6 protein-coding genes are annotated in these 25,680 nt (G+C 56.2%); 3 read left to right on the forward strand and 3 right to left on the reverse strand.

The genetic code is table 11. The features are described from left to right. Positions 1-155: 155 nt before the first annotated feature. A complete protein-coding gene (locus GOW16_RS21770) occupies positions 156-21,557 on the reverse strand; it encodes a cadherin-like domain-containing protein (RefSeq protein ID WP_170419562.1) in 21,402 nt (7,133 codons plus the stop codon). Positions 21,558-22,079: 522 nt separating this feature from the next. On the opposite strand from GOW16_RS21770, the gene GOW16_RS21775 reads away from it, so the two are divergent. Together GOW16_RS21775 and GOW16_RS21780 are read left to right on the forward strand one after the other, a co-directional pair. Next, positions 22,080-22,643, forward strand: a complete 564-nt coding sequence (locus GOW16_RS21775; RefSeq protein ID WP_170419563.1) for a flavodoxin family protein — start codon at positions 22,080-22,082, stop codon at positions 22,641-22,643. Between the two features lie 43 nt (positions 22,644-22,686). Beyond that, positions 22,687-23,124 carry a nuclear transport factor 2 family protein gene (locus GOW16_RS21780; RefSeq protein WP_170419564.1) on the forward strand — a complete coding sequence of 146 codons (438 nt, stop codon included), beginning with the start codon at positions 22,687-22,689 and terminating at the stop codon, positions 23,122-23,124. On the opposite strand, the gene GOW16_RS21785 is transcribed toward GOW16_RS21780, so the two are convergent. Continuing rightward, the gene (locus GOW16_RS21785) at positions 23,116-24,039 is read right to left on the reverse strand and encodes a glutathione S-transferase C-terminal domain-containing protein (RefSeq protein ID WP_170419565.1); all 924 of its coding nucleotides are present in this window, start codon (positions 24,037-24,039) and stop codon (positions 23,116-23,118) included. The two genes, GOW16_RS21780 and GOW16_RS21785, sit on opposite strands and share 9 nt — an antisense overlap. Before the next feature lie 81 nt (positions 24,040-24,120). Continuing rightward, on the reverse strand, positions 24,121-25,086 hold the full coding sequence (locus tag GOW16_RS21790) for an MBL fold metallo-hydrolase (protein WP_170419566.1): 966 nt from the start codon (positions 25,084-25,086) through the stop codon (positions 24,121-24,123). A 187-nt stretch (positions 25,087-25,273) separates the two neighbouring features. On the opposite strand from GOW16_RS21790, the gene GOW16_RS21795 reads away from it, so the two are divergent. After that, on the forward strand, positions 25,274-25,624 hold the full coding sequence (locus tag GOW16_RS21795) for a winged helix-turn-helix transcriptional regulator (protein ID WP_170419567.1): 351 nt from the start codon (positions 25,274-25,276) through the stop codon (positions 25,622-25,624). Positions 25,625-25,680 lie beyond the last annotated feature (56 nt).

A 25,680-nucleotide genomic window follows, 5' to 3' on the forward strand; every position in this document is an offset into this window, starting at 1 on the left:
GGGGTGGGTCCGTTCAGGCTAACATCTGCTTCTCGAACATGCCCATCAAACCTCGCCACGTGGGTGTGAAAAGCTGTAACATTTCACCATTCCACCACGCAGCTGACGCTTCGGCGATGCACTATCACAGGGACAGCGCATCGCTGACATGGCCCTTATTGAAAGGCAAAGTCGTCTTCGTCCAAGCGATCAAGATCGATACCTTCGACAACAATCTGATCGCCGGTTCCATAGTTGATGGAAACGCCACTTGCCCCGTTCGCGAAGACGAGATCCTCAAAACGAACACCCGAGGTGATGCGGATCAGATCAACGCCAACTTCGAAGTCGACAATGCGATCTCTTCCATCCCCGCTGGCAAACACGAATGTATCCGAGTTGTTGCCGCCTGAAAGAATGTCATCACCGATGCCACCGTTCAGGGTGTCGTCACCATTTCGACCAAACAGCATGTCGTCTCCGGCGCCGCCTTCCAGCACATCCAGACCCGCTCCGCCTGTCAACTCGTCATTTCCGGCACCACCATTGAGATAGTCGTTGCCCTCGGCCGCAAAAATGCGGTCGTTACCCCCACCACCAGTCAGTTCATTGGATTCGGAGGAGCCGAAAAGCACATCATTGCCGGAAGAGCCGATGACATTTTCAAACTCCAGGTGACGTTCGTACACACTCTGCTGATTGCGGGTGAAATCCGAGTTGATCAAATAGCTCTGCCCCGAATGTAGAATAAACTCAATTCCTCTTTGATCACCGTTACCAAAGCTGTTGGCAAAGGTGATAGTGTCGATTCCCACGCCACCGTTGGAACTGTCGATTCCCAAGCCACCATCAATAAAGTCGTCGCCATCAAAACCCAGTAGGTCATCATTGCCGCGCCCTCCGGTCAGCGAATTTGCGCCCGCCGTGCCAAAAAGGTGGTCGTCATTATGTGTTCCGATGGCATTTTCATAGTTAATGTGACGTTCAAAAACATCAGAGGTTGTAAGGTTACCATCCGGGTCTTTCAGAAACACACTGCCGGTTCTCAACGAAATAATAACGCCGCGCTGATCCGATTCAGCAATGGAATATTGGAAGCTGAGCGTATCGATTCCGTCGCCGCCATCCGAATTGTCGGTACCAAAGCCACCATCAACAAAATCGTCGCCAGCACCGGCGGCAATCTCGTCATTGCCACCGCGACCATAAATGATTTGTGTGCCTGCTCCAGCGGTGATCCAGTCGTTCCGATCAGATCCATCTGTTACAATCGCGCGATCCAAACCATCTGTTTGTAGGGTGCTTGATGGGTTTGCTACTACAAGAGCAGCGTTTATCCAGTTAGCGTGGTCGTTGCCTCTGCCATCCCCGGCCTCTGCAACAACAAGTCGGAGAGTTTCTGCAGCTGCGCCAATACTGATCGAAATATCCTGCGCCGCAGTTGCGCCGGTTACGCGACCGCTGGAATAGGCCAGCCGATCGTCCACATAGACTTCGAAAACGACCGATCCGTTATTGCCACGGGAGTCATCGACCCCAATCCGCGCCGTGAACTCTGCAAAATCGCCGCCTGTTAGATCATAGATCAACTCGGATCCGGCATGAACACCCAACCCGTTGTCATAAGTAACCCCGTCCAGTCGCAGCGGCACAGCATCACCATCGGTCAGGTAACCATTGGCATAGTTGACCTCGAAATTGCCCCAGCCATTCACAGCCGAGATCGGTTGCGCCTCGGACAGATACAGCAACTCTGCTGCCTGCCCCGTCAAATAGACGATCGCGGTTGAGGTGTTCCCGTCTTCATCGCTGACGGTGTAAGTGAACTGCGCTGGAACCGGATCTCTGCCTGAAGGTGTGAATACGATACTGCCTTGCGCGTTAAGCTCGACATGTCCCCCGATGGCATCTTGTACTGACACAACGGTCAGGCTGCCACCTTCCGGGTCGCTGTCGTTGACCAGCAATGCGCTTTGAGCAATCTCAAGCGGCTGTGCGACCGTATAAGTAAATGTGTCATCAGCCACAACCGGCGGTGCCGTGCTGGGTGAAACCTCGATCGAGGTAACCCCGATGGAACGAGCACCTTCCGCATCGACCAGCGTATAGTCAAAGCCCGCCGTTCCGTCGAAACCAGCGTCCGGTGTAAACTCGACCAGTCCCTCCGGGGTAAGGCGGACAGTGCCGTTCTGTGCATTGCCCACAGACGCAATCGAGAGCGTCACCGAGTCCACATCACTGTCATTGACCAGTAGATCGGCCAACGAAACGATCAACGGCTCATCAAACGCGCTGACAAAGCGATCTTCGACCGCCACAGGCGCATCGTTCACTGGCAAAACGGTCACGTGTGCCGTTGCGGATGTCTGATTACCGTTGGAGTCAGCTATAGTGTAACCAAAGTTGGCAGGCCCGGCGTAATCCGCATCGGGCGTGAACAGGATGGTGCCGTCGGCGCCCAGCTCGACGCTTCCATTCACAGGATTCTGTACCGAGACAAAGGTCAGCGCATTGCCATCCGCATCAAGGTCATTAGCCAACAGGTCAGCAACCGGAATGACAATTGTCGTATCTTCCTGCGTTTCCAGAGCGTCGTCACTGGCATCCGGCGCATCCTCGACCGCTGTGACCGTCACGGTAACGGTTGAAGACACGCGCGTGCCATTCCCATCGATCAGGACGTAGTCGAAGGCGGCGACGCCGTTGAAGTCTGCATCTGGTGTAAACTGGACGATGCCGTTTTCGACGCTGACACTGCCATGGCGTGCGTTTTCAACCGAATGCAGCGCAGTCTCTGGCCCGACATTCAAATCATTTGCCAGCAGATCATTAACTGAGACACTGACCGTCTCGTCTTCGACCGCCAGCAGGCTGTCTTGTGTCGGCAGCAGCGGTGAAATCCGAAGATCAAAATTGTCTGGCAACCGTTCGAACTCAATTTCGGAGGCCGCGATGGACGCGTCGGTGAAGACAAAGGATGTCACTTCATCACGGGACACGTTGCTGAAGAGGTTGAACCAGAAATCCAGAACGACAGCGAGACGCTGACCCCCATAGGTGATTTCAAGATCAAGCCCGGCACGGCGGAACGAAACATCCGCGACGGACAGATCCTGGAACTCGACCGTAGTGGTCCCGCCCGCCGCATCGATCTGCGAAAACTGGGACTGTGCGCTCAGGATGATGCGGTTGTCGCCTGCACCAGTGCTTACGATGTCCGACCCCTGGGTGGCAATGATGGCATCATCGCCTTCGCCGCCATCCAGCGTATCGTTGCCGGTGCCTCCATCTAGATGATCATCCCCATCATCACCACGCAGCACGTCGTTGCCAGCACCGCCTGACAAGACGTCATCGCCCCGTTGCCCGCTAAAGGCATTGTCGCCTGCATCCCCGTTGATGATGTCCGTATCATTGCTGCCCAATATGGCATCCCGCACGCCATCCTCGCCATTCAGACGCGCAATCAGGAAATTCTGTACGGTTTGCACACCGGTGATAAAGACACCATCCGCGAATTGAATCGCCTCGAATTGTGCGTTTGGTATCGGATTAATCCCAGGGAAGATGCTTTCGATGGTCAGGATACGGTTGCCATCGACATAGGCTTCAATGTTGACCCCTACCCGAACAAAGCTGACTTCGTCAAAACGCGCATCTTCAAACACCAAAGTGTTCCCAGTGCTCGAACGACCATCAACCAGTTCATTGATCACGCTGTCACGCGCCGTGCGGTGGATCACATAGGTGTCGTTGCCAAGGCCGCCGACCAACCGGTCCGACCCGAACTGGGCGATTAGCCTGTCATCTCCTTCATCACCAAAAAGCTGGTCATCACCGACGCCACCGTCCAACATATCGGCTCCCCCGCCACCGGACAAAACGTCGTCACCTTCGCGACCCAGCACGATGTTATCCACATTGTTGCCGCTTATGTCGTCAGAAAGCGCGCTTCCAGTGACATTTTCGATACCTCTGACCGCGGTAAGCGAAATCTGGTTGAACTCTGCTCCGGGTTGACTTGACGTCAGTTGCAGGAACGAGCTGAATTCCGGCGCAATAACAATAAGCTCTCGTCCTTCGCTGTCGCGGTAGATGATATCGGTCACTCCTTCCCGATCCGAGTCTATTTCTTCCTCGACCACTTCTCCGTCGGCAATCAGCGCGTCCAGTGTTTCTCCAAAGACATATCGGAAACCGCCCGGCCCGATGCTTTCAGTTGCAACATCATTCAGTGTCAGGCTGATTCGATGCAGATCGGCAAACGCGGGGTCGAACCCAGTGGGCAGATCCTCCAGCGTATAACTGAGCGTATCGATGCCCGCCTGGCCTTCGATGGTGCGAACGCCATTGCCCAGTTGAAGCTGGAACAAATCATCGCCCGCGCCGCCAAACAGCCGGTCATTGCCACGTTCCGAGAAGAACACATCCTGACCCGCTCCCCCAATGACGACATCGTCATCATTTGGTGCCGAGTTGGCGATGCCTTCGCCCCGATCATAGAACACGTCGTTGCCGGCCCCCAGATCGATGTGATCGAAACCGCCATTGCCAGTGACAATGTCTGTACCATCTCCGGCGTTCACGACATCATCGCCTGCGCCCGTTTCGATCCTATCTGCGCCGTCGCCGCTGTCGATTGTGACAACCGTATCACCCGTGGCAAAGACGTCATCGCCTGCGCCACCTAAGAATACAGTCGGCTGTTCGCCAGCAAGAATCTGTTGAACGAAGTGAGACGGATCAATCTGGACCCCTCCGAGAAACTGGAATCTGCCAAAGGCAGACGCCACTGCTCCAGAAGCGGCGAACCAATTTTCGATTGTCACGTTGGCTGTCGCAGAAAGCGTCAGAACCAACGCGTCACCTGACTGGCGGGCCATCACATCGCCATAATCCACACCATCAAAGACAATACGGTTCTCGCCCGCGTTTTCTCCCAGCAGAGTCTCAGAGATTGTCACCGCACCGGACGAGGTACTGACCACGAAGATATCTGCACCCTGACCGCCTGCGAGAACATCATCACCGTCCCGAGAGATCAACAGATCATCGCCAAGGCCACCATCCAACCGGTCAGCACCCGCGCCACCATCAAGTGTGTCTGATCCTGCGCGCCCAACAAGCGTGTCATCGCCTGCACCGCCCAGAAAGATATTGTCCTGTGCATTACCCGACAGACTGTCAGCATGGTCAGAGCCTTCCAGCCCTTCGATATCAACCAGCCGGTCTCCGGTGGCATCACCTCCGGTCTGCTCGGCGGACTCCAGATCGACGCTGACCCCGGTTTGAGAACTGGCATAGACAGCGATATCCACGCCTTCGCCACCGTCGATCACATCGGCACCATGCCCGCCTTCCAGCCGGTCATTTCCAGACAGCCCGGTAAGACGGTCATCGCCGCCCTTGCCGCTCAGGACGTCATCCGCACGGCCCGAACCGTCGATAACATCATCTCCATCGGTGCCGGTTCGTACTCCAAACGGGGTGACGGTAAGCGGGCGTCCGGCCAACCCATCCTGCACCAGCGCTTCAATGGCGCTGCCGCTGACCGAACCATCGGTGAAGATGACGCGATCAAATGACTGGCTGATTGCAGATGCGATCTGATCCGATGTCAGCGTAACGACATCAACGGTCGCTGGGAACAGCGCGGCAAGGCTGATACGGATCAGCGGTTGCGGCACCCCTGTGCCTTCAGTTGACTGCACCCTGCTGAACACAAGGAAGCGGTCACCGCTGTCTTGCGCCACTGAAAGCGTCAAGTCATCCGCGCTCAGATCGTCAAAGGCGAGCCGGTCAACATCTTCGCCCGCTGTCACCAGCGAATTTGTGCTGGCGGCGCTGATGGCAAAGATATCAAGGCCGCTGCCCCCAATTAGGTGATCCTGACCGCCATCTGCGCGCAACAGGTCGTCGCCCTCGCCGCCGCGAAGGGTGTCATCCCCGGCCCCACCCGACAGCACATCAGATTCGGCCCCTCCATCCAGCACGTCACTTCCTGCACCTCCGCGCAGCACGTCATTGCCTGCATGACCGACAAGGGTGTCGTCGCCATCATTGCCCAGCAGAAGGTTGTCCTGCCCATCGCCCTCAAGCGTGTCGGCAAAGGCGCTTCCTTCCAGTTGCTCGATTTCTGCCAGGACATCCCCATCGCTGTTTTCACCCGTCAGCAGCGAGACAGTGACGCCGTCGCTGTCACGGGTCGCATAGCTGACCAGATCGACACCATCACCTCCCAGGAGGACATCAGCGCCGGCCCCGCCATCCAGCTCATCATCATCGTCGCCACCGTCCAGCACATCCGCGCCTTCGCCGCCGAACAGGCGGTCATCGCCCGCACCACCGGTAAGCGTATCCGCACCGCCGAGCCCATAGAGATTGTTGGACAGATTATCGCCAGTCACGGTGTCGTCAAACGCGGTTGCCTCGATATTCTCGATTGAGATCAACTCATCCCCGGTCGAGTTCTCTGAGGTGGCCAGATTGATAGCAATGGCTTGCGCTTCAGAGGCGTAAGTCGCGCTGTCCGAACCTGCGCCGCCGACAAGCCGGTCCTGACCAGATCCACCGGCCAGAACATCATTGCCGGTTCCGCCTATCAGCGTGTCATTGCCGGCGCCGCCCAACAGAATGTCGCTGCCGCCATGTCCGGCCAGCACATCATCCCCTTCGTTACCGATGATCTGGTTGCGCCCATCATCCCCTTGCAAGCGGTCATCAAACCGGCCCCCTTCAAGGTTCTCGATATTGCTCAGGCGATCTCCGTCGCTGTTGACTGAGTCGTAAAGGTCAATATCAAGCGCCTCGGTCGCATTGCGATACGATGCCGTGTCGATACCGCTGCCACCGTCCAAAACATCCGCCCCGGCTCCTCCGTCCAGAACGTCATTCCCGGCGCCACTTTCCAGCACATCCGCACCGTCAAGACCGGTCAGCGTGTTGGCCTGATCGTCGCCGCGCAAGATATCGTCCTGCCCGGTTCCGATCACGTTTTCGATGCTGACAAATGTATCATCATCGTTGTTTTCACCTGTCGCCAGATCAACCTCGACACCAATGGTCCGGCCATCATTGTAGACAGCCGTATCTACGCCATCCCCACCATCAAGATGATCAGAACCAGCGCCACCAACCAGGGCATCAGCCCCACCGTTGCCAAGCAGTTCATCGTCACCCGCGCCGGCAAAGAAGGTATTAGCATTCGCGTCCCCGACCAGCCGGTCCGCAAACTCGGTTGCCACGACATTTTCGACGTTGCTGATCTGATCACCATCGTTGGTCGTGCCCGCGGCAAGATCCACTGTGATCCCCTGCGACAGCGTGTTGAACAGTGCTGTATCCTGGCCGTCACCACCATCCAAACGGTCTGCGCCAAGCCCGCCGTCTAGCGTGTCGTTACCGGCACCGCCGATCAACTCGTCCGCGCCCGAATTGCCAACCAGCACGTTGTTCTGTGCGTCGCCAACAAGACGGTCATCACCCAGGGAGCCGGTGACGTTCTCAAAGCCCGACAGCATATCCCCATCCGAGTTCTCACCCGTCTGCAAATCAACCTCGACACCGTCCGAGCGCCCCTCAAAGTAGGACAATGTGTCCACACCCGCACCGCCGCGCAGAATATCCGCACCCAGGCCACCCAGCACCAGGTCATCACCTGCCAGGGCGTCGATCACATCGTCACCGTCCCCCCCACTGAGGACATTGGTGGCATCCGTACCAGTTAGATCGTCAGCCGCATGCGTCCCGATCAGGTTCTCAATGCTGTCAAACCTGTCACCATCCGAGTTCTCACCCGTCGCAAGATTTGCAATGACGCCTTCCGTCGCCCGCTGAGCAATTTCTGCCTCAAGATCGGCAAGATCATCATTTGCCGCGTCCAGCGCCTGTTGTGCAATGTCTCGGTCTGAATTGCGCTGCGCGACCAACGTGTCTGTTGCCTCTTGCAACTCAGTCCGGGCGTCGATCACATCCCTTCTGGCGAATGGATCGGCCGGATCAAAGTTTGAAATCAGCGCCCGGCTGCGAATGGCCGCGTCGCGGATTTCTGTCGCCAGGACAGCTTCGGCATTGGCAATAGCAAGTGCCATTTCCGCGGGCTGCAACGCTGTTTCAGCCGCGTCGAGTTCGTCCTGCAAAGCAGCGGACGGACCTTCGGCGTCAAGCTGATCCTGCAAGGTTTGTAGCGCGCTTTCGGCTTGCGTCCGTGTCACACGTGCGGCCTCCTCCTCGCGGTCTGCAACCAGTTCGGCGGCTGTTACTTCGGCCAACCGGTCAATCGCCCGTTGCAACACAAGCGCGCGGGCATCGGCATCCCCCGTCAGCAATATGTCGAAATCCGCCAAAAGGGCCAGATTGGCCGACATTTCATCAGCGACAGACTCTACCCGCAATTCAGAAACGGCCAGGTTGGTTTCGGCCTGCAAGACCACCAATTCGGACTGACCTAACCGGTTTTGCGCGGCCAGATAGGCATCGTTACGATCCGCATAGCTGACTGTGTCGATCCCGTCGCCGCCGGTCAGAGTGTCGGCCCCGGCCCCTCCGATCAGCACATCATCACCGTCTTTGCCGTACAGTACATCCGCGCCGTCCAGACCGGACAGAGTATTGGCACCCGTGTCGCCGGACAAATTATCGTCCTGATTGGTTCCTTCCAGGTTTTCAACATTCCGGATGTCCAGATTTCCGAAGCCCGTGAGGTTTGCGACCACCCCTCCAGCCAAGGCACCCCGGAACGACAGCGTGTCGACACCATCCCCGCCATCGATACTACCCGAAAGCGACACAAACCCGTCATCTGTATGTTGCAGAATAAGGTCGCTGCCCGCGCCACCGTGAACGGTATCCACACCGTCGCCGCCGACCAACAGGTCATTACCGGCACCGCCGTCCAGGGTGTCGTCTCCGCGCGCTCCGTAGAGTGCGTTAGCGGCATCGTCGCCAGTGATATCGTCGGCGCCATCGCTGCCAACCACATCTTCAATGCCAGACAATGCGGCCCGGGCATTCAGGATGTCCAAAGTCAGCAGATAGAAGTCCCGTACTGTCGTGATTGACTCGGACGCTTCGGAATTGACCTGGATGTCACGCAATGAGGTACCAGTTTCCGGGGTTGCCGAGGATGTGGCGTCGAACAGATACAACTCTGAGCCATCCTTGGCGACCACAATGATCTGCTGACCATCAGAGAACACACGCCCTTCAAACGTGTCACGGAAATAGGCGGGTTCCAGCCCGAAGGTCGGGTTCGTAAGCTCCTCGCGCGTGAAACTCGCGCTTTGGTCGGGCTGAACAAAGCTATCTAGGCGGCCGTCATTGGTGGTGATCGTTCTTGCGATCTGCGCATCGGTCAGGAACTCGATGGACCGCCCGTCATTCTGCGCCCTAAGCGCCAGTGTTTCAAAAACCTGGGCAACGGTCACTTGCCCTTCAACTTTGTCGGTGTAGCCCAGGGAATAGGCATCGCGATAGTATTCGCGATTAACCTCGTGCACGCGACGGTAATACTCACTCAGCTCTTGCTGCGTGAAATTGCTGCCATTCTGCTCGAACGCGGCATTCGCCTGACGGTTCAACGCCGCCCGCTCATCCAGTTCCTGCAAAAGATCAGGCTCCAGCGTATCGCGGACAGAGGTCGTTACATCATAGATTCCAAAGGCCAAGGGGCTAGAGGGCGCGCTAATCTGGTCCGTAGTGCTGCGGCTGCGACCAATATCCTGGAAATCGCGCAAAACTGCGGATGAGCGAAACGGATCCGTAAGGATCTCGGGCGCATCCGAAAACACGTCATTGTCAAAGCGCGGCAGGGTATAAAGCTGGTTCAAAGCCGCCACATCATTGCCGATCTGGTCCGAGATCGCATCGGCAAAGCGCGTTGGGACTTCGAACAGCCCGTTGAGCTGGGTTGTGGTCGATCCGTCCGCAAGATCAAGCGTGTAACCGGGTGCGATGCGCAAGCCGCTGGCCAAGCCAGGGATATCGTTCAACCGCGTATCGTTTGACAGATCCAGCAGGTCCTGACCGCTGTTGCCTTCAATGACGTTGATACCCAGAACCGTCTCGATACGGTCGTCACCTGCACCTGCGCGTGCGATGTCATTGCCGCTGCCAAGCTCCAGCAGGTCATTGCCCGCACCGCCATCCAGCAGGTCATCACCACGGCCACCGCGCAGTTGGTCATTGCCCAGACCGCCTTGCAGGATGTCGTTGCCAACACCGCCCTGCAGCTCATCATCACCGCTACCGCCGATGATTTCGTCATTGCCACGACCCCCGAACAGAAGATCGTTATCTACGCCGCCATCGATATAGTCGTTTCCGGTGCCACCGCGAATAAGGTCCTCGCCACCTTCGCCAAACAGCCGGTCATCGCCCGCCGCGCCCCGGATGTTGTCATCTCCGCCACCGCCAAAGACGATATCATCGCCTTCGCCCGCGTCGATGTCGTCGTCGCCTTCGAACCCAAAGACTTCGTCATCGCCCAAACCTGCGCGGATCAGGTCGTCATTGTCCCGCCCTTCAAGCAGATTGCCGACACCTGTGTCGTCAATGATCGCAACGCGCAGATCACGACTGTTGGGATCAGCCTCGGCCGCATCGGTGAGGTTGACGTCAATGTCGCGCCGCGCCGCTTCCAGCAATTCACGCGCGCCCTGTATGCCAAGCGTGGACGCGTCGAACTGATATTGCAGAATGTCGAAACCCTGATTGGCATAGGCATCCGACAAATTGTCGATCCGGTCGGTAAAGGCATCGGATTCCAGATAATCATTGAACTGGGTGATGACGCCGGGTGGTGGGATTAGGAAGCTGATCGCAATGCTGATTGCCCCGATAACCGCGTTGATCACATCAAGGACAACCGAAATCGGCTTCAGGATCTCAGCCGAACCAAGCTCGACAACTGTGCTGACGACATCAAGTACAATCGAGATCGCATCAAGTGCCGCGGACAAGCCCAGCAAGGCCGCACGCGTGGTTTCGCCATTATTGCGAGCCTCATCTGCGGCAATCGCATTTTCAACCAGCGAGTAAGCCCCCAGACCGATTGAAACAATATTGCCGATGGCACCGGTGACCTTGGCAACGCGCGCAATCTGACTGCTGGCCACACCGCCTGCACTTTCTACCGCGTTGACAAAGCCTGCCGGATTGATCGCGGCAAGCGCCGGATAGCGGCTGAGATCGGTGAAGTTGCCGGCAACACCAAAGGCGGCACCCGTGAACGCATTGATCAAGCCATAGCTTGATGAGGCGACGGTGATGGCCCCAACGGCGCGCACACCACCGGCATCAGGGTTCAAAAGCGTGTTTAGACCGCCATAAAGGCCAAAGGCCGCTGTACCCGCGCCAAAGGCTGCGAAACCCGTCGAGAAGACCTCGCCCGTAACAGCGCGCGACACGCTGCCCTCAAACAGGCTGCCGCCCCGCAAGACACCCGCATCGTCGCCGTCAAAGCTCCGATTGCTCGGCTCGTTGGCGTCCAGCTGACGCACGCGATCCAGAATCTGTTCTTGCGCTTCGGGGTCATTGGCCAGGCCTTCCCAAATCGGGTTGTCCAGATCAGGCGCCGCAGAGCCTGGATTGTCAAACTCGCTGAGATAGCGATCCACGGCTGCGTTATCGCCATTCAGGATGGCTCGGTAGACGCCTGCAATCTCACCAAATCCGGCGCGTTCGACACCGTCGAGCAACACATTACCCGCCTCGCGAGAAGACAGATTCCGGGTGTTGGCGACAAGATCACCAAAGGTACGGTTGAATTCCTGGTTGAGCAGCCGCGCCTGCAAGCCTTCCACATCCAGCGGGGTTGTAGAACCTGCCAGAATGCGGTCGGTGCTTTCGATCAGGTTCAGATCAGCAGAGCCCGAGGTCGCACGCAGCACGCCATCAACACGCCCGTTTTCATCGACGCTGAAAGTATCAGACAACTGGCGGAAAACCGGATCGCTCAGCTCTGTTTCGATGAAAGCAAGCGTATCGTCCAGGCTGCGCGTCAGACTGGCGTCCCCGCCATCTGCCACCCCCAGCTGAGAGGTCTTGACGCTGCTGCCTTGGACCAGCCGCAGCTCTAATACAGCTTCACCATTGTTGTTATTGTTGTTGAGATTGCCGTTCAGGTTAAGGGCCAATTCGGCCTGAGTTTCCGATGGGTCGACGCCGTTGATCAGCAACCCGCCCTGAGCCACAAGGCCAGCAACACCGGCGCTGCCGGGGTCTTGCTGCGTTTCGGCAATCGCGTTGACCAGACCATCACCGCGACCGGCGGTTCTGAAATCGTCTAGCGCCTCGCCAACTGCGGAAAGGTTGAGACCGCGGTTTACTGTGTCCAGCGTTTCAGGTGTCAGGTCAGTATCCAACAGCGGCTGGATCGATGTGCGCACCGCCTCGGCCAGCTCGCCGCTGGTCGCGTCCGCATCCACGCTGACCCCACGCTCTAGCAGGAAATCGCGGGCAAGTTGGTCGAACTCGGCCTCGGCGGCACCTAGATCCCGCTCGAATTGGGCAAACCGATCCTGCCCTTGTGCAAGGGCAATATCCCCGTCCAGCAGAACACCCGTGCGCTGTTCCGAGATCGCGACATTGGTGAAAGCCTCACCATCGACCGCGTTCAACTGCTCGAATTCAAAGTTTATCTGCCGCAGCTTTTCTACGTTTTCAGGGTTTTCGATGGCATCAATCGACAGGAAGAACCGAATCCGGGCATCGAGATCGCCCAGATCCCCACCAATATCGGCATCGACGCCTTCTGCTTGCAATACCTCCTGATAAGCCCTGAACAGCGACAGCTTGCGCTCGGCCACCTCGGTTGCATCCAGATTAGATAGATCACCCTCCGCGGGCGCATCACTGGCGACCGCCTCAAGATTGCGGTTGAGTACGGCAACATCGGACACCGAGTCCACAAGATAGTCAAAGCGCGCAGGACCCAGCGTATCGGCCGACAGATCAAACCCGTCGGCCGCATCCGGATTGGTCGCCTTATACCGGATCAACCCTTCGGCAAAGGCATCTGTCGATATTTCTAATGCGTCCGGAGCACGGTTGAGACCTGCATCCAACGTGCGCTGCACCTCGGTCAGAACCGAGATCCCATCCTGCTGCGCAAGATGTTCCAGGGCTGCCTGCACGTCTTCCACAGTGCCAGTGCGGCCCCGCAGTGCCGTACTGTCTGCATTGGCCACAAGCGTCTGATACAGCTCCAGCGAAGTCGCCTCGGTCGGCTGATAGCTGCGGATGGTTTCGATCCGGCCTGCGGCGTCTTCGCGTGCGCGTATGCTGACGCGTTCGCCAATTGTATTGGAGAAGTCGCTAACGATGGTGTCAAGGTCGCTGATTAAGTCACGAGAGACGATACCCGTGGCTTCTCCTGCTTTGAGGTCATCCAATACAACCGTCACTCGGTCTAAGAGTTCCAGCCCTTGGTTTCGCGTTAGTTTTCCATCCTGGAACGCTTGTTCAACTTCAGCCTCTAAACCGCGTGCATATCGAGATACGAAATCTTCATAGATAATTTTTTCAGAAATAGGAGAACCGAACTGCTGCGCTCTGACTAGCGCCCGGAAACCTGGCTCTTGCAAGCTCCAAAGCTCAGCTCTGTCATAAAGTGAGTTCAATGGGTTTGTAAAATTTGAACCCTCCCGAATTTCCGCGACAATATAGGCGGTTCCATCCGTTTCCGTGATCGGAAGCCGACTGCCACCTGCGCCGCCAATGGAATGCTCGATGGTTTGACGACCCTCCAATGGAGAAACAAACCCAACCGGTGGAACATTGACAAAACGGAAAGGTTCCCCGGCGTCCACCCGCGCCTGAAGCGCAGTAGAAAAGATACTATCAAAACGCTGATCAAAACCTTCGTAGTTGACCGGCTCTCTGGAGTCGACAGCGTCAATACGCGCGGTGACCTGTTGACGGAAATCGCCAGGAAGATCAGACAGGATCGCAATGTCCTGTTCCGTCAAAATACCTGCAACCACGTCTTCCAGGCTGACGCGGAATTGCAGTGGGAAGTTGTCTTTGTCTACATTTTCAAAGCCACCAGTGCCGGCGGCAGATCCGTAGTAGACAAGGTGCGTCAGGAAAGCCTGCAAAGTGGCGCTTGGCGTGTCTGTGAGCTGGTTCGCCAATTCAGCACCGAACTGGCGCGCGCGGCTAAACTGATCACTTTGCGTCTGATTCAGAATAAAGTCATCGACCGAAGCGTTGACGTCCCCAATCGCAACATAGGGCAACGAGAAATTGAGCTGCGTATTGCCACCAACGAGTTGAGACGCTGACGTCAAGCTGTTGTTCGTCGGTTCAAAGTTGATGCTTGCGCCCCTCGACACTGCTGTTTCGATTAGTCGATACCGAAAACCTTCCGCTCCGATCTCGGCATCAATCCTGTCGTTAATCTGCGTGACAAATCCGGTTAAGTCGGAGGGTTGAGCTCCAAGCTTTTGAATTTCTTCAAGAATAATGTTTCGAACAGAAAAACCAACAGGGTCCTGATTGTCCGGTGAAGAAACAGGCGCGGTCACGATTTCAAGATCGTTAACGCGAGTTCCCGGCAATGGCTCTATCACGTCTGTGGTCAAGGAAAGCAGCGGGAAATTGAGTTGATCAAATGCTGGATCTGTCGTCGCCAGGAATTCGCGACCGACGCTTCCGTCCGCAAAATTGATGCGAATGTCGCCAAACTCAGATTCAAACCCGATCCGGTCAACCACGCTATCTATCAGAATGGGATCCGTTTGGCGCGTTGATTGAATCTCGGGTAGTCGAAGTACTTGGCGCGACGAGTTTTCGATGTCATGCAACGCGGCGTCGCTAAGTGACTCTACATCCCCAAGCGCCTGTGCCGATGCACGCACAAGCTCTCGGAATAGCAGAGTCGCGTTGTTACCGCGCGCGCCGCTCTCGTAATCTGCGTTGATACGGATGACAGATGCGGATCCTTCACCGTTAAAGGCTTCCGCAGGATCAACCGCGACAGCCCGCGCATAGTCGCCTGTGCTTGCCTCGGCGAACCCGTCTTCCAGATACAGAACCACGCGGGTTCCGGCAGGTAAATCCCTGTTTGACGCGGCATTCACGTTGGAGAGCGCGCCGAGCTCACTGATCTGCCGGATCTCGGCATTGCTTTCTTCTGAGAGGAAACTCAGCGTGGTGCGTCCACGTCCAGTCGGCAGGAAAAGACCCAGGTCCCCTTCGATCTTGCGAATGATGCTGTTCAGCTCTGCATCCGTCCGCCCTGCACGCAGTTGTTCAGACAAGACAATCTGGATCTGGGGGATCTCCTGACCGTCTGGCCCTGTCAAAGCCCTTACGGGATCTGGTGCAGGTAAAAGCACATCTAATGCGGACACTACATCGGCAGGGATATCCCCACCCTGCTGCAGCGCCTGGACGTTCTGCGCACCGTTGGCGTCTGCAAATGCCGCCAGATCAGATGCACTTTCAAAGCCAGCAGCAACCTCTGCAATGGCGCGCGGAAAGGCGTTCACGGGCGTGGCCAGCTCTTCCAGTGTCGCGTAGGCGTTTTCAATCGCATTGCGAACTTGGGGTACTTCATAGTCAAGCGGTTGAAGCAGCTGAACAAAATCCTCAACCGATCCCAGCTGGGACGGTTGCGCCTCGCGGTTCAGTCCAAGGTTAGTCCGGATTTGTGCATAAAGCTCGGCATCCGTCACGGTGACACCATTTCGGGTGTCCGCCAGCGCGCCGTTATTGCCGATCAGCCGGGCCTCAAAGCCCAGATCTTGCGCGATATCCACATCTGCCAGCAATTGGGCGCGCCGGATTGAAATCGACAGTTCCGAGGTCAGGTCGGCAAGAACATCACTCCCGACAGACTGCGCATCCAGCGCCAATATCCGCGTGTTTAGGTCGGCGATCTCATCCCGAAACTGCTGCGACAGCCCTTGCGGGTTTGCGGCGACAGCCGCATTCAGATCGGTCGATGCAATTTGCAACGTCGAAACCCGGTCGTTGGCCAGAGACCGCTGCGCCGCCGCGAACCCGTCAGCGGGTTGCCGAAACAGGTTTTCGTCGTTCACGAAATACAGCCGTGCCAGCCCGCTCAGTTCACGCAGGTTTTCGGTTTCTGATCCGATATTCTGCGCATCAGGGTAACGGGTTGCGATGTCGCGCAAAACGGCCAACCGGTTCGCGGCATCCGCATCGACAAAGGTCCCGACGGGCTGCTCACCCACAGGCAATAGGCTGGTCGGGTCCACGACGTTGACCCCAAGGTCAACCCGGAAATCGCCCGCTTCATAGGCATATGCCGATGCCGAGGCGAGCTCACCATTTGGTCCGCGACTTGTGACAATTGTCACCGGGCTCGCGGTATCATTGCCCAGGATGTCAAGAATGGTGGCTTCCAACCTGACCAGATCGGCGCGCTGCTCAGAGTTCTGTGGCGACCGGGAAATCCAGTCGACCAACTCGGACTGCAGCTGGGTAAGCTGGTTCAGAGTTTCTTGGTCAACGGCCTCACCTGGCGATGTCGCGATGGTTTCGTGACGATAGCGTCCAGTTGTTGGTGTCGCCTCGGGTAGAAGGAAATCATCCAGCGCGATCCGGCTGATAAAGGGCTCTGGCTCGGACCCTATCAAGCGCCGCAGGGCCCCGTTTTCGATTTCCAGACGCTCGGGCAGCGGAAAGGCTTCGATATCCGCGCTTTGTTCCAGACTAAGCTGCCGATAGAACGTATCAACGGTCCGCGCGGCCCCATCGCTAAGCGCACCACGATTGTAGGCATTCAGTATCTCAGTCGATTGGGCACGCCCAGCCAGAATAGACGTATCGCCGCCGTTGGGCACATTCTCGAGCAGCGCAGAATAAAAACTCAGGCGCATCGCTTCGGGCTGCTGATTGATCAGCTCGATAAAGTTTTGCTGCACGCTGCGGATATCGGCGTCGCTGCCTGCTGCGGCCAGCTCGGCATTGTAGATCGCCACATAGGGCGCGACATCTCCGCCAGGTTCAAGAACTGGAGGCAACCCGCGTTCAGCACGCAACTGATTTTCCACACCAAACAGCGCCTCAGTCGATGTCAGGTCGTTTACCCCCGAGATTTGCCCGACGGCACGGGCCACTTCTTGATAAAGGTTGGTGATATTGCTTTCGGCAAACCCATTTTCCAGCCGGCGGTCGATCCGGATCACACTTACAGATCCACCCTGATCACCATTGGCCGTTGTCGGATTGAACGGGGTTGCATCCCCGATCAAGAAGCCGTCAGGGCCGTTTGGCTGTACTTCCAGCGCGAAGATAAGGTTCACGTCCGGAGAAACGGTTCGGCTGTCAGCGGCTACACCCGTAACTGCTCCACTTGCGGCCAGATCACCAAGTGTGGCCGGGCGTCCTTCGGCAGCGATCGAGTTGTTGGCATTTTGCAGAAGGATGCGCCCCGTTGGTGTTTGAAACAGCGCCTCCAGATCATCCACAAGCGTTGCCAGATCAGATTGAACGCCCTGATCTCCACGTTCTGCGCGATAGGCTTCCGAAACATAAAGGCCAAATGTGGTCGCTGTTGCGTCCGGTCCGGACCCGTCCAAAAACTCAGCAGTAAAGAACTGACCGCGCCCATTGCTTTCTAGTTCTTCATAAGTGTTCTGAGCCTGAACCGCCGCAGCAACCTGCCCTGCTGTGGCATCGCTTGGCACTTCAAGCACGGCGAAGACCGGGCCGTCGTTTGCGTTCTGCGTCTCATTGAGAACCGCGTAAAGAGGACCGTCAGGGCCGTTTCCTGGCACTTCGCGAATGTCCAAACGTTGAAATGCGTCACCTTGGGGATCGATGACTTCTGAATCACCTGCTGGTGATGCCAACCGCTCTTGCAGCGTGCCACCCTCTTCCAGTTCTCGCACGGTCAACTGGCCATCCGGGCGCTCTTCGAGAACATGATAGATCGCCTCGGTTTCGCGGTTGACCAAAAGGTCATAAGTGTTTTCCGGATCTCGCTGCCCTAGTTGCTGATAAACAGGATCGGCGTCGTCAGGGGTCAATTGCAACGCAACAAACGCGTCATCCTGCCCGGCAACCTGTAGCGTGTTGTCGACCCCATCAAGGCCCGGTTCATCGGTGATGAACACATCGTCATCACCGATACTTTCAGTGGCAACAGGACCTGATGAAACCGAAATATCATCGCTGACCGGAGCCGACCCATCCGACGAAGAGCCGGAACCGTTTGTCGGGTCTCCACCGATGCCACCGCCATTTACGATGCCCGAAAAACTGTCGCTCAGCTCTCCCGACAATTCGCCCGCGATGCGGTCTAGCGCCTCAACGCCAAAGGCCTCGATAACGGTGTTGCGCAACGCAAACTGATTGCTTGCAGCCGACGAATTGATGGTGGCGACCAGGCCTTCGGCAAACACGTCGCTTGGCAAAACGCCCGCTTCGATGAGCGCATTCAAAGATGTGACCGTCGCTTGCCGGATCGCCGGGTCCACATCCGTGCGGAACAGATCGGTCAGCGCGGTGCGTAAGCTTGCTGCAAAGCCTTCGTCCGTGGCGGGAAGATCTTGCAAAACCGACTGCCGGGGCAGACCGTTGGTCAGCACATCCAGCACCAGTTGGTTGTCCTGGATATGGGTCTGGCGTGCGAAGGCAATCCGTTGTGCCAGCGGCGCCTCCCGCAGCAATTGCGGGGTGTCGGCCAGAGTAATACTCACGGCATCACGAAATGCAGCTTGTTCCGGGCTGGCGGCATCGTCGAACTGTGCGATTACGCGCTGGAATACGTCACTACCTTCTGTGATCCCATTAAGACGCAGGTTCTCCAGCAAATCAGCATGCAATTGAGCCTGATCCGGGTCCCCCAACTGGTCATAGCGCTGCTGAAGGCGCCCAATCAGCGCGCTGCTGTCCAGCGTCCCGTTGTCGATCAAACGCTGGTATTCCGCCTGCTCCCATGCTTGTAGAGGCATCCCGGCTTCAAAGCGCAACACCGCCAACTCGCGCAACGCGGCATCGCGGCCCGCATCGGTTTCTGTTGCCAACACATTCAGCGATGCTGCGTTAATCGGATCCGAGGCAGAAGGCACCAGTTGCTGGATGGTTGCCCGTGTTACAGTCTCGGTGATGAAACTGTTGCGAATATCCCCGGCCAGCTCGGCCTGCCGCAAAACAATACCTTCGGCAAGCTGATCCAGGGCAAAACCAGCCTCAGGCTCCTGACCACGCGCCACGATCTCACGTACCAATGAGGTGATACTGATATCCGATTGCAGTTCAAGGCTTTGAAAGGCCGACCGGAAGTCTTCCGCTGTGCCGGCTTGCCCGCGCAGACTCGCGATATCCGCGCTGGCAACCAGCTCTTGATACGCGGTCAGGGAAACGGGCTCGTTCGGCCGGAAGCTACGGATGAGCGCACTTGCTTGAGGAGTGATATCAGTGACCCCTTCAATGACAACTCGTCGCTGTATGACCGCTTGTAAGTTGGTATGGATATCGTCGAGTTGCTCAAGGAGTTCTGAAGGATAGACTCCTGCTGCGCGCGCTTGGTCAATCAATGGCTCCAATCTAGACAAACGGTTATTCAGACCCTCGAGGCGTGAGGTCAACGGGGATTCGCCTTGATTGGCTACGAATGCGTCAATTGTTATTGCAACACTGTCTGTCAGCCCCTCAAAATAGGCGGTGACGTAATCTTCGAATACAACACGCTGGAACACTGGCGTCCCGGTTTGCTGAAGCCGAACAAGTTGATTGGCTTCAACACTAAACAGATCTCTGAAAGGAAGATCTTCTGGATCAAAATAGAGTTCGTTAAACGAGCTGCCTTGCGCGCGAATTTCGATGACAATGACACTTTCACCGTCAACTTGTGCAACTGGCCGCCGGGCGCCTGTTCCACCAGTGGTATGAGAGATCACGTCTCTCCCATCAAGGGCGGATGTTCCTGAACCGGTGTCATCCTGCAGAGAGAACGGAGCACCATCGTGATGTTGAAGCCGAGCCTGAACGGCCTGTACAAAGATGGAGTTGTAGGCCGCCTCTGAGCCGTTGAAATTGGGTTTGACGTCAATTCCAGTATCCAAAAGAGCTGCGGTGGTTTGCTGGCGCAACTCGTTGAAAAGCGTCTGACGTTGCACAGGGTCCAAACTGGCCAACAGCTGAACGTCTGCCAGAGGAAGAATGCTGACGACAACATCTTCAAGGCTCACTCTCGGTAATACACCAAAGCGATCTTTAACCGCCGCCAAAAACCCGTCACCCAGGGGAACACTGCCCAGACGGGTATCAATATCAAAAAACTCGTTGGGGAGTACCGTCAGCGTAGAATGGTAAAACAAGTGTGTAAAGAATGATGCTAATTCGATTGAAGGTGCTGCATCAGATCCGGCAAGTTCATGAAGACGTTCTGCAAAAACTACTCCCGTGTACCTTGAAGTCACGAACAGACTTCGTGCGGCCTCGTCGACAAAGAGATTTTCAAACTGGGAATTCGGATCGGCGAAGGCATTGTATCGGATTGAGATGTTGGTCTGAATATTGCCTGTACCGATTGGTGAATCAGAAGTCGAAGGGTTGGGAAGAGAAATACGTGCATCGGCAAAATTTTCATTAATAAACAACTGGTATCGAGAATTCGGTCCGAATTCTCCTTCGATGCGTCTGTTGTATCCTTGAATGAAGTCATCGACAGTAATACCCTCGGCTGTCACTCTTCTCAGCTCTTCGACAATTATCTGCCGGGCACGGATGGCTTCGGGTGACGCGTTGTCAGTGGCACTCAAAGGCCCAGTGTTGATTTCAACGTCGTTTCTGCGTTGAAGTGAAGTTCCACCATCATTGCTACTGGTAACAACGTCAGTCGTTAACGAGAACAGCGAAATGCCTAGCTCGTCCAGAGCCGGATCTGTGAATCCCAAAACGACGCGATTGACCTGACCATCCGGCAGATCGACGTGCAACAATCCGAATTCATGTTCAAAACCGATCCGATCAAAATTTGGACGATTCTCTACCGGAGCTTGATTAGAGATATCCAGTAAAGGTGGAAGATCGACTGCGGCACGTATGTCATTTTCCAGCGCCACGGGATCCTGTATCGTTTCCGTCTCAAATCCAGTTGTTTGGGCTACGCCTCGCGCGATTTCGAGAAAGAAAAGGCTTGTATTCGTGTTTTCGATACCCCTGTCATAATTTGCGTTCAACCGGACGACACTATGAGATGCATCGCCATTGTTGGCGGCTGTTGCGTCAACGGCGATAGCTTGCGCAATGGATTGATTGGTCAGTCCTGCTGCATCCGGCTCAAGATAAATGACAAGTTTTGTCGCACTATTTATCGATGGGTCAGCCCCTCCTGACAGGACCTCAAGACCAGGCGTATTGCTCAGGCGGTTCAGGTCTGTCGAAACCTGACCGCTTTGCAAAGTGCCAAGTTGCTGCGCCCCCAAACTCGTTGCGAAGAAGCGATCCAAATCTGCGGACACACCATCAACCAGCATTTGGACCTCGGCTTGCGTTCGGCCTTCTTGCAGCGATTGCGAAACGACAATCTCAATTTCGGTGACTGTTTCTGAATTTCCGGAGGATGCATTTCGGATATACGAAAAAGACATTGCAGGCATGTTTGCTCTCCTTCTACTCATTATTCTCGCGTTGAATCCGAACTCGGACACTTCGCAAACTTGGATTTTTGCAACCCTGATTGTTGGTGCTGCAACGACCCGACACCGCGACGAACCGCTCTGGTTTGAGAGGTAGACAGGAACAGGCACGAGGTGAAATTCGAATTTTGAATGAGGCGCATAGAGGCCATGAATGATCACGAAACGCGTGAGGTTTGTAGGACAATTAGTGATTAAATTTTCGGCATTTAAGGGAAAGGCTACGGTTCAAAGTTGTGACGAGTAGCGGGAAGTCACAATTGTGTCTGTGATGTTGATGAAAGTTTCAATTGACCAATCATTAGCCGGGTTTTGCACCGCCCTGTGGCCGGAAATCGTACTGCCGTTGACACCTGCTGTGTGTTCCATGAGTTTTTTTCTGCAAAAGCTGAGAATTTCGAAACGGACAGACGCAAACTTATCGGAAAGATTGCCAGCAACTCAGATACCTGTTTTTCCGATTAAGAGAGTGATCATCACGCCATGAAAAAAGTCGCCATCGTCTATCATAGCGGTTTTGGACACACCGAAGTGCAAGCCAAATCTGTTTTTCAGGGCGCCCAGTCCATCACCGGTATTCAGGCGTTCTTGATCAAAGCCGAAGACGCCGTAAATGAACCGGCCAATCTGAATAAAATGGATGCGATCATCTTTGGGTCGCCTACCTATCTGGGGGCAGTCTCGGCACCGTTCAAAGCATTCATGGATGCGACCACGGACATCTGGTTTCAGCAGCAATGGAAAGACAAGATCGCTGCTGGGTTCACCAATTCGCACAGCCTGTCGGGCGACAAGTTGAGTACCCTGATCCAACTGGCTATCTTTGGCGCGCAACACGGCATGATCTGGGTGGGCCAGGCCGAGATGAACACTTCGCCCGATGGGCAGCCCGGCCACCCTGACGCCATCAACCGGGTCGGCACCATGCTGGGTGCAACCGCGCAGTCGGAAAACGCCGACGCGTCTGAAACTCCCGGTGGTGGTGATCTGAAATCAGCAGAGCTGTTCGGTGCGCGCGTCGCATCCGTTGCCTTGCGCATGAAGTGAAGGCACGAGGCGACTTTGCACCGCTTATTCATGGAGGGACCTCATGACCAGTGCAGACCAGATCCGTCACCTGATCAATGCCTACAGCTTTACTCTCGACAGTGGAGATCTTGACGGGTTCGCCGCCTTGTTTGCCAAGGGCGAATGGGTGTTTGACGGCGGTACGCCCCTGGTTGGCCAGCAGGCGGTGCGTGAAAAGCTATTGACCCGCGTGGTGATCTATCCTGACGGCACCCCACGCACCCGGCATCTGTCGATGAACGAGGATCTATTCGTGGACGAGGCCGCCGGAACTGCCACCTGCCGCCGCTATGTCACCGTGATCCAGCAGACCGAAGATCTACCCCTGGGCGTAATCTATTCCGGCGAGTATCTCGACGAACTTGCCCGCGATGGGGATGGCATGTGGCACTATACACGCCTGTCGATCAGCCGTCCGTTTTACGGTGAATTCAGCTGCCACATTCTGCCTTCAAGCTAACGGATCTGGGGAGTGGGGCACGATATAGTGACCACCTTCCATGGGGTGGCGGATCGGAAATCCGGCCTCATCAAAATAATGGATGCGGTAATCGTCCACCGCGATGGTTTCGGCAATCCCCGGCAGCGCAGCAAAGCGTTTTAGATGGGCCTGCAGGTTGGGATCGTCGCTCCAGCGCCGGTGCAGGATTTGGAATGCGCCTTGATAGGCGGCATCGAACCGGATGCCGGTGGCAAAAATCAGCAAGTCGGCAAGAGTTGGACTGTCGCCGTATGCATAGCCATCCGATACCAACTCACTAACCTCATCCAGCGCTTCATCCAACGCATCAATGCCTGCATCGTAGCCCTGTTGGCTGGTGGCAAAGCCGATCTTGTAGACACCTACATTCAGCACCGAATGGATCCATTCGCACCGGATGGCAAATCCACCCCCCTCGGGCATCAGATGCGGACCATGGGCCGCCGCCAGAGCCCGCACGATTTCCAGCGATTCTGCCGAAGCGATGGCCCGCGCCTCGCAATCCCACAGGACGGGCACTGTAACCCGACCCGAGTACGACGGATCAGATGCCGTATAAACCTGCCACAAGTAGCGATCCCCGGCAGGAGGTGACGCTTCAGGAAGAAAGGTCCAGCCCTGCGGATATCCGAGCCACGGATCGCAATAAGTCACCCCTAACTTGGCCGATGGCAGATGCGCCAGCATCATCAACACGCGATGGGCAAAAGGGCAGGCCTTGGCGGCAAAGACATGATAGCTTTCCGGACGCTCCCGCAAGCGGTCAACATCAATCTCGACCCGAGCCGCTGGGGTTGAAAAGCTCTGCTGAAAATCACTGTTACGGTCAGGCACAACGCTAAGGTCGGAATGCCACTGGCCTTGATACAGACCCCGTCTCGGTATGCTGCTCACAAAATTCCTCAAAGCGGAATTGGAGCAGGCGCAGGGCCCGCTCCAATCGATATCGTCTGACAGATGATTGGAAAAGCCCAATCAGACTTCGAAGCGGTACTCGTCAGGCTGCCAGTCATAGGCGTCGCCTGCGCGGTGTACACGACCAAAGGTCGGGAACGGCAGGTGCGCGGACGCAACCAGAACGCCTTCACCAGCGGCCATGTCCAACAGATTGGCACGGGTGACTTTTCCGGTGGCACCGTCCACATCGAACGCCAAGCCTGCTTCGGGATGTTCGAACTGAACCGATGCAACGCCGCATGCGTCGCCCCAGATCAACAGGTCTTCGTCGCCGGTAGACAGGCGATATCCGGTGTGGCCCGGTGTGTGGCCATAAAGCGGAACGGGGGTGAAGCCCGGGATTACTTCAGCTGTGCCAGTGAACACGTTGATCTGATCGCCATACGCCTTTTTCACGCCGATCGCTGCATCGAACCACGGCTTTGCGAAATCTGGTGCGTTCGACTGTTCGGTGGTGGAGGTCCAGTAGTCGAATTCGATCCCGCCGATGTGGATCTGCGCGTTCGGGAACACCACGGCACCGTTTTCAACCAGCGCACCGGTGTGGTCGGGGTGCATGTGCGTGATCAGGATGTCGTCAACCTGGTCGGGAGTGTAACCCGCTGCGGCCAGTGCCGACAGGAACTTACCCGCTGTCGGGCCAAAGAAGTCCGCTGAGCCGGTATCGACCAGAATCAGGCGGTCGCCTTTGTTGATCAGGTACGAGGTGATGCCGATGCGGATCGTGTCATTTGCCGGCAGTCCAGCCTTGGCAACAAGATCTTCGACCGTCGCGGTCTCGATACCAACCCAGAAGCCATGCGCCACGTCGATATAGCCGTCCAGCAGCGCGGTGACCTGCGCATCACCAACTTTGCGGCGGTAGAAACCCGGGGCCTGACCAACAGCTAGCGGCGCCTTGGCCGACGCGGTAGCAGGCAGAACGGCTGCTGATGCAGCGGCAGCTGCGGAACCCAGAACTTGTCTTCTCGTGATTTGAACCATGTTCTTTCTCCATCCAGCTTATCGACCCTGCGACAAGCCAATTTCATATGTGTTTCGTAGCTCAGCGAGTTTTCGTTCGGCCTGCACAGATCCTGAGCGATTTTGGTTGCGCCAGCCTGCAAGCTAACTATTGTTCTGGGCACGGTTAGGAAAGTACGCACCTTTTAGTTCCTGTGGGGAGTAACAAATGTTTGATGTCAAACCCGATCCATATGTCGCCATGTGTCCTTCGCGCGAGATCATCGCGGTAATCGGCGATAAATGGTCCTTGCTGGTTGTGCCACTGTTGCTGAAGGGTCCCCAGCGCAATACCGAGCTGATGCGTCAGATCGAGGGTATCTCGCAGAAAATGCTGACCCAGACGTTGAAACGGCTGGAACGGTATAACCTGGTCGACCGCCACGATTATGGCGAGGTGCCGCCTCGCGTCGACTACCGCCTGAGTCCGCTGGGCCATTCTTTGGCCACTGTGATCAGCACCTTGGACAATTGGGTTATCGACAATTACGAAAAGCTGTCGGTTCATTCTTGCGCATAAGGGAGAGCACCGCAAAGTGTGGGGCAATCAGGCTACCATTTGCGTTTCTTCGTGAG

This window comes from Ruegeria atlantica (genome assembly GCF_013033965.1).
In the GTDB taxonomy this organism is placed as follows: domain Bacteria; phylum Pseudomonadota; class Alphaproteobacteria; order Rhodobacterales; family Rhodobacteraceae; genus Ruegeria; species Ruegeria atlantica_D.

Coding starts and splice junctions, on each gene's coding strand:
- GOW16_RS21770 (WP_170419562.1), bottom strand. CDS start 21,557: ATGCCTGCAATGTCTTTTTCGTATATCCGAAATGCATCCTCCGGAAAT.
- GOW16_RS21775 (WP_170419563.1), top strand. CDS start 22,080: ATGAAAAAAGTCGCCATCGTCTATCATAGCGGTTTTGGACACACCGAA.
- GOW16_RS21780 (WP_170419564.1), top strand. CDS start 22,687: ATGACCAGTGCAGACCAGATCCGTCACCTGATCAATGCCTACAGCTTT.
- GOW16_RS21790 (WP_170419566.1), bottom strand. CDS start 25,086: ATGGTTCAAATCACGAGAAGACAAGTTCTGGGTTCCGCAGCTGCCGCT.
- GOW16_RS21795 (WP_170419567.1), top strand. CDS start 25,274: ATGTTTGATGTCAAACCCGATCCATATGTCGCCATGTGTCCTTCGCGC.